A 15,534-nucleotide genomic window follows, 5' to 3' on the forward strand; every position below is an offset into this window, starting at 1 on the left:
GCGGCGCATCCGGTCCATTCCACGGGCCCGCCGCATGCTGGTGCAGCGCACAGGAAGCGAGGCAGGCGGCAGGCCCTGGCAACGAAACAGGTGAGACATCATGGATAGCTTGAAGCAAGCCGCGCAGGCGCGGCGGCTGCTGTGGCTCGAGCATGGCGGCTACGCCGCCCGGCTGCTGGCCGGCGGCGAGGCGCCCTGGCGCGACGTGGCGGCGACGCTGGCCTGGATGCGCCAGGCACAGGGCCTGTTGCGCTCCGACGTCGTCACGCTGCCGGCCGGCGAGGTGGCGCGCGCGCTGCTCGCGCAGGCGCCGGGTGCGCCTGCCGCGTCGGCCTCGTCGAGCTTAAGGCAGGCGATGGCGGACAAGGCGGCACGGCCGGCCGGTCCGCTGCGCGTGTGGCTTGCCGACACCGCCTTGCGCGACCACGTGGCGGCGCTGCTGGCGGGCCTGCGCGCCGCGCTGCCCGGCACGCTCATCGCGCTGGCTGTGCCGGCACCGCGCCAGTGGCTGCGGCTCGCGGCGGCCGCGGCCGGTGTGGCGGGGGAGGGACAAGGTGAGGTCGATGAGGCCGATGAGGACAGCCTCGACGCCGCCGCCTCCTACAGCGCCGACTTCCTGCGCCACTTCGGCGCCAGCGGCATCGATGCGGTGCTGCTGCAGGAGGACCGCCCCTGGCCCGATGCGGACAGCGCCGCGCTGTGCCTGGAGCTGTACCAGCCGGTCGCCAATGTGGCCGCGCACTACGGCTGGAGCTACGGGCTGCAACTGCCCGAGGCGATCGCGCTGCCGGGCGGACATCTGCCCGGTTTCGTCATCGCGCCGGCGCCGCTCGAAGGCGTGCTGAGCGGCGTGGCGGTGCCGGCCGGCATCTGGCAGGGCGAGCCGCTGCCCGCGGCGCCCGCCGGCGCCTTCGACCACGCCACGATTCCGCCTGCAGCCGAGCCGGAGTCGGTACTGGCCGCGCTGGCGCGGCTGCGCGAGAGGAGCGGGACATGGTGAGCGAAGGCCAGTGGCTGTGGAGTCCAGCCGCGGAGCAGACGCGCGCCTCCAACCTGCAGCGCTACATGGACTGGCTCGGTGAGGCACGCGGCCAGCCGTGCCAGGACTACGCCGCGCTCCACCGCTGGTCGGTGCAGCAGCCCGATGCCTTCTGGCGCTCGATCTGGGACTGGTGCGGCGTGCGCTACGACGGCGATGCGACACGCGTCACCGACGGCGCGCCGATGCCGCATACGCGCTGGTTTCCCGACGCGCGCGTCAACTATGCCGAGCACGTGCTGCGGCACGAGGAACAGGCGGAGGCCGATGGCGAGGGCGGGCGCATCGCCTTCCATCACGCCACCGAAGCGCAGCCGCTGCGTGCCATGAGCCTGCGCGAGCTGGGCAGCCAGGTGCGCCGCCTCGCCACCCGCCTGCGCGAACTCGGCGTGCAGCCGGGCGACCGCGTCGCCGCCTACCTGCCCAATGTGCCCGCCTGCGCCGTCGCCATGCTGGCCACGGCCAGCATCGGCGCGGTGTGGTCGTCGGCGGCGATCGACTTCGGCGTGCGCTCGGTGGTGGACCGCCTGCGCCAGATCGCTCCCAAGGTGCTGATCGCCGCCGACGGCTACCGCTTCGGCGGCAAGGACTTCGCCCGCCGCGACGAAGTGGTGCAGATCGCGCAGGCGCTGCCGTCGCTGCAGCAGCTGATGTGGCTGCCGGTGCTGGGCGGCGGCGTGCCGGCCGACCTGCCGGACCTGCCTTGCCGCGTGCAGGACTGGGACGCGCTGCTGGCCGGGCCCGAGGTGCCGCGCGCGGCCTTCCGCTATGCGCGCGTGGATGCCGCCCACCCGCTGTGGATCGTGTTCTCGTCCGGTACCACCGGCCTGCCCAAGCCCATCGTCCATGGCCACACCGGCGTGCTGGTCGAGCACCTGAAGCTGATGCACCTGCATATGGACCTGCGCGCCGGCGACGTGATGTTCTTCTACAGCACCACCGGCTGGATGATGTGGAACCTGCTGGTGGCCGCGCTGATGACCGGAGCCGCGGCCGTGCTGTACGACGGCAGCCCGGTGCATGGCGGCCCCGGCTGCCTGTGGCGGCTGGCGGCGGACGCCGGCGCCACCAGCTTCGGCGCCAGCCCCACCTATGTGCAGATGATGGAGAAGGACGGGCTCGAGCCGGGCCGGCACTTCGACCTCGCGCGCCTGCGCAGCGTGGTGCTGAGCGGGGCGCCCAGCACGCCGGAGACCTTCGACTGGTTCTACCGCAGCGTCAAGCGCGACCTCTGGGTGACCTCGCAATCGGGCGGCACCGAGTTGTGCAGCGGCCTGGTCGGCGCCGTGCCGCTGCTGCCGGTGCATGCCGGCGAGATCCAGGCACGCATGCTCGGCATGGCGGTCGAGGTGTGGAACGACGCCGGCGAGCCGGTCGTCGACGAGGTCGGCGAACTGGTGGTCACGCGGCCGGCGCCCTCCATGCCCATCGGCTTCTGGAACGACGCGGACGGGGCACGCTACCGCGAGTCCTACTTCGAGGTCTTCCCCGGCACCTGGCGCCATGGCGACTTCATGCGCCTGACGCCGCAGGGCGGTTGCTACATCTACGGCCGCTCCGATTCCACTCTCAACCGCTACGGCGTGCGCATCGGCTCGGCCGAGATCTATCGCGTGGTGGAAGAGATGGAGGAGGTGGCCGACAGCCTGGTGGTCTGCTGCGAGCTGCCGGGCGGGCGTTTCTTCATGCCCTTGTTCCTGCGGCTGCGCGACGGCGTGCCGCTCGACGACGCGCTGCGCGTGCGCATCGCGCAGCGCTTGCGCACCCTGTGCAGCCCGCGCCATGTGCCGGACGTGATGGTGGCGATGGCGCGCATCCCCTACACCCTGACCGGCAAGAAGATGGAGGTGCCCGTGCGCAAGATCCTGATGGGCCGCCCGCCCGAGCAGGCGGCCAGCCGCGATGCCATGGCCGACCCGGCGGCGCTGGATGCCTATGTCGCCTTCGCGCGCACGGAGGTGCCGGCATGAGCGCGGTGGAAGCCATGGCCGCCATGGCAGAGCCGGCCGGACCCGGTGCGGCCTGCCCGCAGGAGCATCCGCGCGCCGGCTACGCCGGGCTGGCACCGTTGTGCTGCAACCCCCTCGCCGCCTTGGCCGCCTTCGCGCGCGTGGGCGGCTGGTCGCCGCCGCTGCCCGAGCGCGGTGAGGCGGCGGATGCCGCCGCCGGCGCGCCGGCCCGGGTCCCGCGGGAAACCCCGCTTGCCCCCGCGCAGGGCGGCCGCTAAGCTCGTTGGCGAGCCTACCCGCCCGCCATCCCCTCCCGCACTGACCGTGGCCGACCTTCCCGCCCCTCCGCAACGCGGCAGCCGTACCGGCGCGCCGCGCCGCCGTGCGTCCGGCTCGGGCGTGGAGATCCGCGAACACAAGCTGTTCGCGCCACCGGCACGGCCCGGCGCCATCGTGCGCCATGCCTTGCTGGAGCGCGTGCTGGCGCTGGGCGCGCCGCGCGTGGTGATCGTGCAGGCCTCGCTGGGCGGGGGCAAGTCCACCTTCCTGCAGCAGGCCATGGACACGTGCCGCGCCCGCCGCTGGGCCACCGGCTGGCTCACGCTGGACGAGGACGACGACGACCCGCATCGCTTCGAAGTCCATTTCGCCGCGCTGGTCGCCCGCCTGGCCGAGCAGGCCGGCGCCGCCGTGGCCGGCGTGGCGGCGCGCGTGGCGGCCGACAAGATGCTGGACTGGACGCTGGGGCAGCTCGCCCGCATCGCCACGCCGGCAGCCTTGTGCCTGGACGATGTGCAATGCCTGCACAACCCGGTGATCCTGCGTTTCCTGCGCGACCTGCTGCGCGCGCTGCCGCCGCGCTGCCGCGTCTTCATCGGTTCGCGCAGCCTGCCCGACATCGGCCTCAGCTCGTTGCTGGTCGCCGAGCAGGCCATGGTGCTGCGCACCGAGGACCTGCGCTTTTCCGCCGCCGAGTCCGCGGCCTTCCTGGGGGCGGAGGGGGGCCGCGCGCAGGCCGACGCGGACGCGGACGGCATCGACGCCGAGACCGCCGCCGCGATCCATCGCCGCACCGAAGGCTGGCCCGCCGGCCTGCAACTGTTCCGGCTGTCGATGGCGCGGCCCGGCATGGCGCGCGCCCTCGACGAACTGCACGCCCTGCGCGAGCGCGAGCCGCTGGCGCTGGCCGGATACCTGTCGGAGAACGTGCTGTCGATGCAGCCGCCGGAGATGCAGGATTTCCTGCAGAAGACAGCGCTGCTGCGGCGCCTGAGCGGTCCGCTGTGCGACGAGGTGGCCGGCGGCGCGGACGGCACCGCCAGGCTGCGCCAGCTGGAGCAGTCCGGCCTGTTCCTGGAGGCCCTGCAGGGCAGCCCCGGCTGGTACCGCTACCACAGCCTGTTCGCCAGCTTCCTCGCCGAGCGGCTGACGCGCGAGGATCCGGACCAGGCCAGCGCCGTGCACCGTCGCGCGGCCCACTGGCATGCGCGGCACGGCACGCCGGAAGAGGCGATGTTCCATGCGGTGGAGGCACGCGAATTCGCGCTCGCCATGGAGATCCTCGACGGGTGGGCACCGCGCCTGATCACCAGCGCCGAGCTGGTCACGGTGGTGGACTGGTTCGACCGCCTGCCGCCGCACGAGATCGTCCAGCGCGAGGGGCTGGCCATCAAGATCGCCTGGGCGCTGGTGTTCCTGCGCCGCGCCGCCGGCCCGCACCCGCTGCTGGCCCACCTGGCGCGCAGCGGCGCGGAAGATGGGCGCGACGGGAAGGCAGGAGACAGCGGGGATAGCGGAGACAGCGGGGACGGGGGAGCGGGCGCCGGCGCGGCCGGGCACAGTCCGGTCGTCGTGCTGGCCATGGCCGCCATGTTCGGCGGCGACCTGCGCGGGGCCGCCCGGCTGGCCGACGTGCCCGCGGTGCAGGAGCCGGCGCCGGATCGCTTCGTCGCCTTCGAGCGTGGCGCCGCGGCCAACCTGCTGGCCTTCCGCGCGATGGCCCAATGGCAGGAAGAGGACATCCGCCGGCTGCTGGTGCTGGCCGACAGCCACAACGAACGCGCCCAGGCCGCCTTCAGCCAGGGCTACACGCTCGCCTTGCGCTGCCTGCTGCAGGTCATCCGCGCCCGGCCCCTGGAGGCCACCGGCGCGCCGCCCTATCCGCCGGGCCTGCGGCCGCGCCTGGAACGCGGCATGGCCGCCGCCGCGCTGGGGGCGGTACGCATCTGGGCCAGCTACGAGGCCGACCAGCTCGATGCCGCGGAGGCCCTGGCCGCCCAGTTCGAACAGGACATCACGCGCGCCGCGGTGCCGGAGTTCGTCGCCCTCTCGATGGTGGCGATCGCGCGCCTGCACCAGCTGCGCGGACGCCCCGCGCGCGCCAGCGACACGCTCGACACGCTGGAACGGATCGGTTTCGAAAGCCGCTGGAGCGTGGTGCGCGAGATGGTGGCCTGGGAGCGGCTGCGCATGGCGGCCGCCGCGGGCGATGCCGCGCTGGTGGACAAGCTGCTGCGCCAGGTGCCCGGCCAGGAGGCGCCGCCCGACGGCAGCTGGCTATCGGTCACGGAGCTGTTGAGCGGGCCGGTGCTCGGACGCATCCGCCTGGCGCTGTACCAGCGCCATCTCAGCCAGGCCGCCGGACTGCTGGAGGCGGCCCAGGCCATGGCGCCGGCGCGGCCGTTGCTGAGCCTCAAGCTGTCCGTGCTGCAGGCGCAGCTGCTGCACTATCAGGGCCAGCCGCGCCAGGCCGGCCGCCTGCTGCTGCAGGCCCGCGAGACGGCGCGCGCCGGCGGCTGCCTGCGCGCCCTGCTCGACGAAGGCGCCGAAGTCGCCAGCCTGCTGGCGCCGCCGCCCGAGCCCGCCGCCGTGGCGGCGGCACTGCCGGCAGCATTCCCGGCTGCGGGATTGGCCGCTGGCCTGGCCGACCCGCTCCCCGCCGGTGGCGCCGGCAACGGCGAACTCTCGCAGCGCGAGCGCGAGATCCTGCGCCTGCTGTGCAGCGGCGCATCGAACCGGGAAATGTCGCAGCAGCTCTACCTGTCCGAGAACACCGTCAAGTTCCACCTGAAGAACCTCTACCTCAAGCTCGGCGTCAAGAACCGCGCGCAAGCCATCCTGCGTGTGCGTCCGCCGGGCCCGTCAGGGCCGTCAGGGCCATCAGGCCGCTAGGGGGGGGCCGCCACACGGCCTTCACCTGCATCGGCCCTGCCGCCCCCGCCGCCCCCGCATGGGGCCGCACCGCTTACTCCGCCTGCTCGCCGTCCCGCGCGCCGCCGTAGTGCCGCATCTCCAGCGGCGCCATGCCATAAGCCCGCCGGAACGCGCGCGTGAAATCCGACGCGCTCTGGAAGCCCACGGCATAGGCCACCTCCTGCACCGTCAGGCCGGGGTAGCGCACCAGGTCGTCGGCCGCCGCGCGCAGGCGCAGGTGGCGGATGTAGGCGCCCAGGCCGCCTTCGTGCTGGAACAGGCGGTACAGGCTGGGGCGTGACAGGCCGAGCGCCTGCAGCACGGACTCGGGGGTCAGCTCGCTGTCGGTCAGGTGGGCGTGCACGAAGCGGCGGGCGTGGTCGAAGGCCATGGCGCGGGCGATGGCACGCTTGCCGCCGCGCAGCCCGGCGGCCTCGGCGTAGGCGGCCGCGATCAGCTCCACCAGGGCGAGCAGCTCGCGGCAGGCGGCCTCGGCGGGCAGGTGGCGGATGCCGTCGGCCAGGCGCTGCGCGCGCGCGAGGATCAGGCGCACGGTGGGCTGGTGCGGGCCGAGCACTCGCCCGTGCAGCGCGCCGGGGTCGGGGAACAGGTGCTGCAGGCGTGTGCCCGGCACGAACAAGGTGGCGTGGCGGCAGGCGTCGCGCTGCGCGAAGATGGGCTGGTCGAGGTCGATCGCCAGGATGCCGACTTCCTGCGCTGAACCGGCACGGTTGGCCGGCCGCCCCACCACGCAGCCGTTGGCGCCGCTGAGCACCATGTGGAAGGCGATGCGGCGCAGGTTGTCGCGCGAGATGCGGGCGATGGTGCGTTCCTGCGTGACCTGGTCGGTCTCGGAGTCGGTGAACAGCAGGTCGCCGACCTCGTAGCGGTCCATCACGCCGTGGAACGGCAGGGCGATGGTCGCGCGCGAAGGCAGCACGTCGATGATCATGCCCAGCCGCTCGCGCCAGGCCAGCAGCTGGCCGGCCGCCGGCGCGACGCTCACGTCGAAGTGCCCATGCACGATGGCCAGCGGTGGCGCCGGTCCGGCGCCCGTCTGGCTGGGCGGAGGCGGTGTGTCGTCTGCCATGGCGGGGGCGATGTGGGGCGGCGCTCAGGGACGGCGCTCAGGGACGGCGATCAAGGACGGCGCTCAAGGACGGCGGTAAGCGGTCCGGCAAGGTGCCCGCCAAAGGGTGCCGCAAGAGCGCGGGACGCTGCCGGCAACGATGATACTGCGCTGCATGCCGGCGCCGCTGGCGCGCCGGGCGGGTGCCGGGCCGGCTGTGTCCCGCCGGTGCTGCAGCCGCTCAGCCGCTCAGCCGCTCAGCCGGCGCGGGCCGTGTCCAGCTGGCGCGCCAGTGCCGCGTCCACGCCCCCGGCGCAGCGGCGCGCCGCTTCCCAGATCTCGCGCGTCAGGTCGCCCGCATCCGTCTCGCGCGCCAGCGCGGCCGCCTCGCCCGACCACAGCACCGAGAAGTCGTCGCGGCCCGCTTTCTCGAAGGCCGCGCGCAGCGGGTCGACGGCGCCGGTGGCGAGCGGAAAGGCGGGCGCCACCTCGCTCATCGGGCCCTGCTCGCGCATGAAGCGCGTCAGCAGGCCGCGCGCGGGCCGGCCGGTGTAGAGATTGGTCAGGCGCGTGGTGTCGTCGCGTCCCGCGCGCACTGCGGCGCGATGCAGCGCCGAGCGCCCGGCCTGCGGCGTCAGCAGGTAGGCGGTGCCGATCTGGGCGGCGCTCGCGCCCAGCGCGAAGGCAGCGGCCACGCCGCGCCCGTCGGCGATGGCGCCGGCGGCGATCACCGGCACGCGTACCGCGTCGACGATCTGCGGCAGCAGCGCGAACAGGCCCGGCTGCGCATGGATATCCCCGGTCAGGAACATGCCGCGGTGGCCGCCCGCCTCGTTGCCCTGCGCGATGATGGCGTCGACCCCGCGCGCTTCCAGCCAGCGCGCCTCTTCCACCGTGGTGGCGGACGACAGGATCATGGCCCCGGTGGCCCGTACCCGTTGCAGCAGGCCGGCTTCCGGCAGGCCGAAATGAAAGCTGACCACGGGCGGCCGGGTCTCTTCCACGACCGCGCACATGGCCTCGTCGAAGGGCGCCCGGCCAGGGCCGCTGCCGGCCGCCGACAGCTCGACGCCGATCTCGCCGTAGTAGGGCGCCAGCTGCTCGCGCCAGCGCGCCTGGGCGGCGTCGTCGGGCGGCGGCGCGGTGTGGCTGAAGAAATTGACGTTGAAGGGCGCCGGCGTGGCCGCGCGGATCGCCGCGATCTGCTCGCGCAGCTGCGCCGGCGACAGTGCCGCGCAGGCCAGGGAGCCGAGGCCGCCGGCCTCGCACACGGCGATGGCGAGCGGGCTCAGGGAGCCCACCATCGGGGCCTGAATGATGGGGAGACGGGAGGGCAGGAAGGACATGGCGACTCGCTGGGGGTGGCGTCGAGGGAGCGGGCGGTGGCGGCCCTGCTTCAATCCGGGTTCAGCTCGCAGAAGCGCAGCCGGTTGCCGAAGGGGTCGGCCACCTGCAGCTGGCGTCCCCAGTCCAGCGTGTCGATGCCGGGACGGGCGTAGGGATAGTCCTTGGCGGCCAGTTCCGCATGCAGCGCGTCGATGTCCTGCACCGGCACGAACACCGTCGAGCCCGGCGTGCTGTCGCCGTGATGCTCGCTCAGGTGCAGCGTCAGGCCGTCGCGGCGGATCTGCGCGTACAGCGGGAAGCTGGCCTCGAAGCGGTGCTCCCAGTCGAGCGTGAAGCCGAGGAAGTCGAGGTAGAAGGCCTTGGCGTGCTCGACCGAGAAGATGCGCAGGATGGGGATGGCGGACGACAGGTGCATGGCGCGGGTCCTGGGAGAGGAGAGCGTGGGTGCCGGCCAGCGGGGAGCGAGGCAGTGGCTGCCGCATCCTTGCCGCCTGCGGGCGGGGTTTGCCCGGGGCGTGCCGTCGGCGCGCCAGGCGAGGCAATCGCCACATTCTAGCCGTGCCGCGTGGCCGCCGCTTGCGGCCGTCTCCGCATTCCCGCTCCGGCACAGGCTGTGCCGGCGGCAGCGGCAGGTGCGCCTGCCGCTGCCAGCCGCTACCAGCCGCTCCCGGCCGGCGCCGTGCCCGCCCGTCGTCAGTTGCCGCCCGAGCTGGCCGCCACGGTGGTGGTGGCGCCCGCCGCCGGCACGGCGGGGATCGCCTGGCCGGCCACGGCCAGGCGCGCGGTCGGCGTCAGCACGATCTTGATCGGCCTGCGCGCCAGGGGCTGGGCCTGGGCCAGCGTTTGCGACTGTGCCGTGGCGGCGGCCGGCGCAGCCGGTGCCGGCTGGGCCGGCGGCACCGAGTTGGCCGAGTTGGCCGAGTTGGCCGAGTTGGCCGAACGAGCCTCCTGCGCCGCGCGCAGGGCCTGCTTCCTGACCGCCTGCGCCACCAGCGCCGATTCCTTGTCGACCTCGCGCCGCGCCGCCGCCGGCAGCTTGGCCACGCGCACCAGCGACTGCGCATCGTGGCGGCGGCCGCTGGCCGTCAGCCAGATCGCCGCGCGGCTCACCGCCACCGGGCTGGCGCCGTCCAGCTCCAGCGCCTGCATCACCGGCGCCTTGGCCTCCTGCAGCGCGCCCGCGCGCATCAGCGCATAGCCCAGCGCGCTGGCGATCTGCGGGTTCAGCGGCTCCAGCGCCAGCGCCTGGCGCAGCTCGCCGGCCGCCAGTGCGAAGTCGCCCTGGCGCGTGGCGATCATGCCCAGGCCGTAGTGGCTGTCCACCGCCTTCCCCTGGCGGTTCAGGTCGCGGTAGGCCTGCGCCGCCTCGGCTTCCTGCCCGGTCTCGCGCAGCGCGGCGGCGCGCAGCGCCAGCAGGTCGGCGTCGGCGCCGAAGCGCTGCTGGTAGGCCGCGATATGCGCCAGCGAGGCGTAGTAGCGCCGCTCGCGCTGCAGCGCCTGGATCTGCTCCAGCGTGCGCCCCCGTTCGGCGCGTGCCGCCGCCGAGGTGGCCAGCGCCGCCTCGTCGGCCCTGGCGGTGTTGGCCGTGCCGCCCGCCGCCGGCCGGGCGGCGGGCGCGCCGTCGTTCTGCACAGCGCTGCCGGCGCAGCCGGCCAGCAAGGCCGCCGCCGTGGCGGCGGCCATCCAGAGCCCCTTGGGTCCTCTGGGTCCTCTGGGTCCCTTGCGGCCCGGCTTGTCGTTCCTGTTCATGATGCTTCCCTTTGTCCTGATCCGTAGTATCGGTGAGTCGGCTCGCCGCGGCGGACGTTCCAAGGGAAAGGAGAACGGCAATATGCGTGCCATTGCCCCGGCCGGCGGCCGCGCCTGCCCGCGCTCCGCCGCCGGCAGGCGCCAGGCAAGGCATGGCGGGCACCGGGTATGGGCTAGCGCTTAGACGGATACGTGTTACGCGTTACGTAACATGGCGATGGGGCGCCGTCTGCGCGCACGCAGCGGACGGGCGACGATGGCGTCGTGCTGGCGAGCGGTCGTGGCCCGGACAGGGGGGGCGAGAGCCGCGCGGGGCTGCGCGGCCATCGCTTCAGCCGCGCGCCTCGCCGCGGGCCCGCGCCGCCAGTGCCACCACCAGCGCCAGGCCCACCAGCCCGGCCGCCACCGCGAAGGTCGCCCGCATGCCTGCCGCCACCGCGGCGGGTGGCGCGGCAGTGATATCGCCGCCGCCGGCGGCATGGGCGAACACCGCGCCCATCACCGCGGCGCCGGTGACCAGCCCGAGGTTGCGCGCCAGGTTCAGCAGGCCGGAGACGACACCGCGCCGGTCCGCGCCGATGCCGCGCATCACCGCGGTATTGTTGGCCGCCTGGAACAGCGCGTAGCCCACTGTCACCACCACGATCGCGGCCAGGTAGGCGGCCACGCCCAGCGTGGCCGGCAGCAGTGCCAGCAGCGCCGTGCCGATTACCATCGCCGCCAGCCCGGCCGCGACCGCACGCGCGGCGCCGTAGCGGTCGACCAGGCGTCCCGCGGGCAGGCCGCCCAGCGCCGACACCAGCGGACCGGCGGACAGCGCCAGCCCCACCCGCGCCGCATCCAGGCCCAGGCCGCGCGCCAGGTAGAAGGGACCCACCACCAGCGTCGCCATCATCACCGTGGCCACCAGCGCGCTGGCCAGCAGCCCCGCGCGCAGCACGGGCTCGCGCAGCATGCCCAGGCGCAGCAGCGGCGCCGCCGCGCGCGCCTGGACCCGCACGAAGAGCGCGCCGATGGCCAGCGCCGCCGCCAGCAGTGCGCCATTGCGCGGGCCGAAGCGGCCGTGGCCGGTGGTCATGGCGAGCGCATAGGCGGCCAGCGCCAGCGCCAGCGCCAGCAGCAGCGTGCCGAGCGGATCGAGCTGGCCGGCGCCGCCTTGCCTGCGGTCGGGATCGGGCGGCAGGCCGCGCCGTGCCAGCCACCACGCCAGCAGCCCCAGCGGCACGTTGGCCAGGAACAGGGCGCGCCAGCCGCCGCCGGCGATCAGCAGGCCGCCCAGCGAAGGCCCCAGCGCCGTGCCCACCGCCGACATGGTGCCGAGCAGGCCCATGGCGCTGCCGGCGCGTTCCTGCGGCACGGCCTCGCCCACCAGCGCCAGCGTCAGCGCCATCAGGATGGCCGCGCCCAGCCCCTGCAGCGCGCGCGCCGCCACCAGCCACCCCAGCGCCGGCGCGGCGCCGCCCAGCCCCGAGGCCGCGGCGAAGAGGAGCAGGCCGGCCAGCAGCAGGCGCCGGCGTCCGGCCAGGTCGCCCAGCCGGCCCATGCTGACCACCAGCGCGGTCACCGCCAGCAGGTAGGCCAGCACCACCCACTGCACGGCCTGGAACGGCGCGGCGAAGGCCTGCGCCAGCGCCGGCAGGGCCACGTTGGCGCTGCTGGTGCCGAGCGAGGACAGCAGCATGGACAAGGACAGCCCGGCCAGCGCCAGCCGCGGCGAAGCGCGGTCCCGGTTGCGTCCGGATGCCGGTGGCTCGCTGCCGGCGTCGATCGATCGGAAAGTGGTCATCAGGTCTCCACGCCTGCGGGGGCAGGCCATGGGGCAACAGCCTAGGCCTCGGCGAGCGCAGGCGGAAGGCGCATGGATCGCAAGGTATTCCTGCATTTGACGCCATCTCATGGCGGCGCCAAGATGGCGCCATGAGCACGCCCGACTTCAATCTCCTCCTCACCCTGCACGTGCTGCTGGACGAAGGCAGCGTGGCGCGCGCCGCGCAACGCCTGGGCCTCAGCGCCTCGGCCATGAGCCGCGCGCTGGCGCGCCTGCGCGCCACCACCGGCGATCCGCTGCTGGTGCGCGCCGGGCGCGGCCTGGTGCCCACGCCGCGCGCGCTGGCGCTGCGCGAGCAGGCCGGGCAGCTGGTGCAGGAGGTCGAAGCGGTGCTGCGCCCCGCCGCGCGGCCGCGCCTGGCGCAGGTCGAGCGCACCTTCACGCTGCGCACCAGCGAAGGCTTCGTCGAGAACTTCGGCCCGGGCCTGCTCGCGCGCATCGCGCAGCAGGCCCCCGGCGTGCGGCTGCGTTTCGTACAGAAGCCCGACAAGGACAGCGCGCCGCTGCGCGACGGCACGGTCGACCTGGAGACCGGCGTGGTCAGCGAGGAAAGCGGCCCCGAGCTGCGCGTGCAGGCCCTGTTCCGCGACCGCTTCATCGGCGTGGTGCGCCAGGGGCATCCGCTCAGCCGCGGCAAGGTCACCGCCGCGCGCTACGCCGCCGGCCAGCACATCAGCGTCTCGCGGCGCGGGCGCGACAAGGGCGCCATCGACGACGCGCTGCAGGCCATGGGCCTGGCGCGCCACGTCGCCACCATCGTCGGCGGCTTCGCCACCGCGCTCGCGCTGGCGCGCGCCACCGATCTCATCGCCAGCGTGCCCGAGCGCCATACCGGCAACCTGCGCGCCGGCCTGCACAGCTTCGCGCTGCCGGTGGCCACGCCCGAGCTGACCGTTTCCATGCTGTGGCATCCGCGCCTGCACGCCGACCCGGTGCACCAGTGGCTGCGCGGCTGCGTGCGCGAGGTGTGCACCGGGCAGGTGGGCGAGCTGGCGCCACGCGAGAAGGAGGCGACGGGCGGGAAGGATGGGACGGGCGGTGGCAAGGGCGGCAAGGGCGGCAAGGGCGGCAAAGGCAGGGCGCGCGGCTAGCGTGAGCCTGATGCCGCGCCGCCTGCGCGGCCCGCGGCGTGCCTGCTAAAGCATCCTGAAACCCGGCTTTCGCAAAGCGAAATTGGCCGCCGGGGGGAAATCGCCGATGCTTGTGGCCTGCATCCGCGCGCGGGCATGGCGCCGCGACGGCCACCGCCACCGCTTCGATGGCCGTTTCCATGGCCGCTGCCCGCCGCGGATGCCCGCACAGAACAAGCCAGGAGACACTGCCCCATGATGCAGTCCCGCACCATCGGCGACCTCAAGGTCACCCGCATCCTCGAATACGCCGGCCCCACCCACGATCCCGCCTTCCTGTTTCCCGACATCGACCGCTCGGTGCTGGACGCCAATGCCGGCCTGATGGCGCCGCACCACTGGATCCCGCACATGAACAAGCTCATCGTGACGATCCAGTTCTGGGTGGTGCACGCGGGCAACCACATCATCGTGGTCGATACCGGGGTGGGCAACTTCAAGCCGCGGCCCGGCATCGCGCGCATGAACATGCTGAACACCCTGGTGCGCGAATGGATGACCGCGGCCGGCGCGCCGCCGGAGCGGGTCACCCACGTCGTCATGACGCACCTGCACGCCGACCACGTGGGCTGGAACACCACCTGGCAGGACAACCGCTGGGTGCCCACCTTCCCCAATGCGCGCTACTACATCCCCAAGGACGACTTCGTCTTCTGCGAGCAGGGCCGCAACAAGGAGCCCGGCGTGGTCGACGTGTTCGGCGAGTCCTTCTTCGACAGCGTGATGCCGGTGGTCAACGAGGGCCTGGCCGAGATGATCGTGCCCGGGCAGGAGATCGCCGACTGCCTGCAGGTGGAGGACGCCGCCGGCCACAGCCCGGGCCAGGTCGCCTTCCGCGTGCGCTCGCGCGGCGAGGAGGCCGTGTTCTGCGGCGACATCCTGCACAGCCCGCTGCAGATCGTGCGCCCGGACGTGAACTCCGGCTACTGCATCCGCCCGGACCTGGCGCGCAGCACGCGCCTGGGCTTCCTGCACCAGGCCGCCGACAGCGGCGCGCTGGTGCTGCCGGTGCACTTCGGCGAGCCGTACTGCGGCTACGTGCGCCGCGAAGGGCAGGGCTTCCGCTTCGAGCCGGCCGGCTGGTAGCGCGGCGCGGCCCCGCGTATTGCCGCAGCTTTCCGCGTCTTCCCGCATGTTGCCGCGGCGGGTCGCGCGGTTATCATCCGGGCAATACGATCGAGCCGCGAGACCTGCAGCATGGCTGTTCCCTTCGATATCACCGACTTCCGCCTCTTCGTCAACGTGGCGGAGTCGCGCAGCCTGACGCGCGGCGCCGAGCGCTCCTTCCTGTCGGTGCCGGCGGTCAGCAACCGCATCAAGAACCTGGAAGACACGCTGGGCGTGCGCCTGCTGGAGCGCTCGCCGCAGGGCGTGGCGCTGACCGCGGCCGGCGAGGTCTACCTGCAGCACGCGCGCGTGGTGCTGGCCGAGCTGGAGCGCCTGACCGGCAACCTGCAGCCCTACACCGCGGGCCTGAGCGGGCAGCTCAAGCTGGTGGGCAACACCACGGCCATCACCGAATACCTGCCGCCGGTGATCGGCGACTACCTCGCCACCCACCCCGACGTGCGCATCGACGTGCGCGAGCGCCTCAGCGACGACATCGTGCGCGTGGTGCGCGAGGGCGGCGCCGACCTCGGCATCATCTCCGGCAACGTGCCCACGGCCGGCCTGCAGGCGGTGCCCTTCGTCAAGAGCGCGCTGATCCTGGTGGCGCCGCTCGGTCATCCGCTGCTGGCCCGGCCGGCGGTGTGGTTCGAGCAGTCGCTCGAGTACGCCTTCGTGGCCCTGCTCGAAGCCACCGCCTACCAGATGTTCCTGACGCGCGCGGCGGGCGCGCTGCACAAGCCGATGACCATCCGCGTCCACGTGGCCAGCTACGACGCCACCTGCCGCATGGTGGCCGCCGGCGCCGGCATCGCCATCATGCCCAAGGCCGCCTTCGCGCGCCTGCGCGGCGAGCAGCCGCTCGGCAGCTGCGACCTGCTCGACGACTGGGCCGTGCGCACCTTCCAGCTCTGCGCGCGCGATCTCGAAGGCCTGTCCAGCTTCGCGCGCGAGTTCGCCAACCGCCTGATCGGGCGCTACGCGCCGGGTGGCGGCGCGGCGTAGCGGAGCAACGGTGTAGCGGTGTAGCGGTGTCGAACCGTAGCGGCGTTGCGTGACGGGGTGGCGCCGCGCTGACACCGTCCTTCGCCGCGCGCCCGCGCGGCGTCGCGTGCCGGCCAACG

Annotated in this window: 12 protein-coding genes; 7 read left to right on the plus strand and 5 right to left on the minus strand. The window is 73.9% G+C overall.

What is annotated here, in order from left to right; genetic code table 11:
• Positions 1 to 100 precede the first annotated feature (100 nt).
• From BKK81_RS02150 to BKK81_RS02165, 4 genes are read left to right on the plus strand one after another with little or no spacing between them, the layout of a single operon-like run.
• On the plus strand, positions 101 to 1,000 hold the full coding sequence (locus tag BKK81_RS02150; RefSeq protein WP_071010560.1) for a hypothetical protein: 900 nt from the start codon (positions 101 to 103) through the stop codon (positions 998 to 1,000).
• Complete coding sequence (locus tag BKK81_RS02155) at positions 994 to 3,009, plus strand: acetoacetate--CoA ligase (RefSeq protein ID WP_071010561.1); 2,016 nt, start codon at positions 994 to 996, stop codon at positions 3,007 to 3,009. The genes BKK81_RS02150 and BKK81_RS02155 overlap by 7 nt, the downstream gene beginning before the upstream one ends.
• Positions 3,006 to 3,266, plus strand: coding sequence for a hypothetical protein (locus BKK81_RS02160; RefSeq protein ID WP_071010562.1), 261 nt, complete (start codon positions 3,006 to 3,008; stop codon positions 3,264 to 3,266). Before BKK81_RS02155 ends, BKK81_RS02160 begins: the two co-directional genes overlap by 4 nt.
• A 46-nt stretch (positions 3,267 to 3,312) precedes the next feature.
• Positions 3,313 to 6,159, plus strand: a complete 2,847-nt coding sequence (locus BKK81_RS02165; protein ID WP_231907962.1) for a LuxR C-terminal-related transcriptional regulator — start codon at positions 3,313 to 3,315, stop codon at positions 6,157 to 6,159.
• A gap of 73 nt (positions 6,160 to 6,232) precedes the next feature.
• Here BKK81_RS02165 and BKK81_RS02170 read toward each other — a convergent pair whose 3' ends face one another.
• The 5 genes from BKK81_RS02170 to BKK81_RS02190 form a co-directional block, all read right to left on the minus strand.
• Positions 6,233 to 7,270 (minus strand): helix-turn-helix transcriptional regulator, encoded by a 1,038-nt coding sequence (locus tag BKK81_RS02170; RefSeq protein WP_083383879.1) that lies wholly within the window; start codon positions 7,268 to 7,270, stop codon positions 6,233 to 6,235.
• Between the two features lie 236 nt (positions 7,271 to 7,506).
• A complete protein-coding gene (locus tag BKK81_RS02175; RefSeq protein WP_071010563.1) occupies positions 7,507 to 8,595 on the minus strand; it encodes an NAD(P)H-dependent flavin oxidoreductase in 1,089 nt (362 codons plus the stop codon).
• A gap of 50 nt (positions 8,596 to 8,645) precedes the next feature.
• Positions 8,646 to 9,011, minus strand: coding sequence for a glyoxalase superfamily protein (locus BKK81_RS02180; protein ID WP_071010564.1), 366 nt, complete (start codon positions 9,009 to 9,011; stop codon positions 8,646 to 8,648).
• Between the two features lie 278 nt (positions 9,012 to 9,289).
• Positions 9,290 to 10,279, minus strand: coding sequence for a hypothetical protein (locus tag BKK81_RS02185; protein ID WP_071010565.1), 990 nt, complete (start codon positions 10,277 to 10,279; stop codon positions 9,290 to 9,292).
• 397 nt (positions 10,280 to 10,676) lie between these two features.
• Positions 10,677 to 12,131 (minus strand): MFS transporter, encoded by a 1,455-nt coding sequence (locus BKK81_RS02190; RefSeq protein WP_071010566.1) that lies wholly within the window; start codon positions 12,129 to 12,131, stop codon positions 10,677 to 10,679.
• A gap of 131 nt (positions 12,132 to 12,262) precedes the next feature.
• Between BKK81_RS02190 and BKK81_RS02195 the strand changes: the two genes are divergently transcribed.
• From BKK81_RS02195 to BKK81_RS02205, 3 genes are all read left to right on the plus strand, one after another.
• A complete protein-coding gene (locus tag BKK81_RS02195; RefSeq protein WP_083383880.1) occupies positions 12,263 to 13,264 on the plus strand; it encodes a LysR family transcriptional regulator in 1,002 nt (333 codons plus the stop codon).
• A 234-nt stretch (positions 13,265 to 13,498) separates the two neighbouring features.
• On the plus strand, positions 13,499 to 14,389 hold the full coding sequence (locus tag BKK81_RS02200; protein WP_071010567.1) for an MBL fold metallo-hydrolase: 891 nt from the start codon (positions 13,499 to 13,501) through the stop codon (positions 14,387 to 14,389).
• Between the two features lie 111 nt (positions 14,390 to 14,500).
• Complete coding sequence (locus BKK81_RS02205; RefSeq protein ID WP_071010568.1) at positions 14,501 to 15,415, plus strand: LysR substrate-binding domain-containing protein; 915 nt, start codon at positions 14,501 to 14,503, stop codon at positions 15,413 to 15,415.
• Positions 15,416 to 15,534 lie beyond the last annotated feature (119 nt).

Source organism: Cupriavidus sp. USMAHM13 (genome assembly GCF_001854285.1).
Lineage (GTDB): Bacteria > Pseudomonadota > Gammaproteobacteria > Burkholderiales > Burkholderiaceae > Cupriavidus > Cupriavidus malaysiensis.

Coding starts and splice junctions, on each gene's coding strand:
- BKK81_RS02185 (WP_071010565.1), bottom strand. CDS start 10,279: ATGGCCGCCGCCACGGCGGCGGCCTTGCTGGCCGGCTGCGCCGGCAGC.
- BKK81_RS02155 (WP_071010561.1), top strand. CDS start 994: ATGGTGAGCGAAGGCCAGTGGCTGTGGAGTCCAGCCGCGGAGCAGACG.
- BKK81_RS02170 (WP_083383879.1), bottom strand. CDS start 7,270: ATGGCAGACGACACACCGCCTCCGCCCAGCCAGACGGGCGCCGGACCG.
- BKK81_RS02205 (WP_071010568.1), top strand. CDS start 14,501: ATGGCTGTTCCCTTCGATATCACCGACTTCCGCCTCTTCGTCAACGTG.
- BKK81_RS02150 (WP_071010560.1), top strand. CDS start 101: ATGGATAGCTTGAAGCAAGCCGCGCAGGCGCGGCGGCTGCTGTGGCTC.
- BKK81_RS02200 (WP_071010567.1), top strand. CDS start 13,499: ATGATGCAGTCCCGCACCATCGGCGACCTCAAGGTCACCCGCATCCTC.
- BKK81_RS02160 (WP_071010562.1), top strand. CDS start 3,006: ATGAGCGCGGTGGAAGCCATGGCCGCCATGGCAGAGCCGGCCGGACCC.
- BKK81_RS02195 (WP_083383880.1), top strand. CDS start 12,263: ATGAGCACGCCCGACTTCAATCTCCTCCTCACCCTGCACGTGCTGCTG.
- BKK81_RS02190 (WP_071010566.1), bottom strand. CDS start 12,131: ATGACCACTTTCCGATCGATCGACGCCGGCAGCGAGCCACCGGCATCC.
- BKK81_RS02180 (WP_071010564.1), bottom strand. CDS start 9,011: ATGCACCTGTCGTCCGCCATCCCCATCCTGCGCATCTTCTCGGTCGAG.
- BKK81_RS02175 (WP_071010563.1), bottom strand. CDS start 8,595: ATGTCCTTCCTGCCCTCCCGTCTCCCCATCATTCAGGCCCCGATGGTG.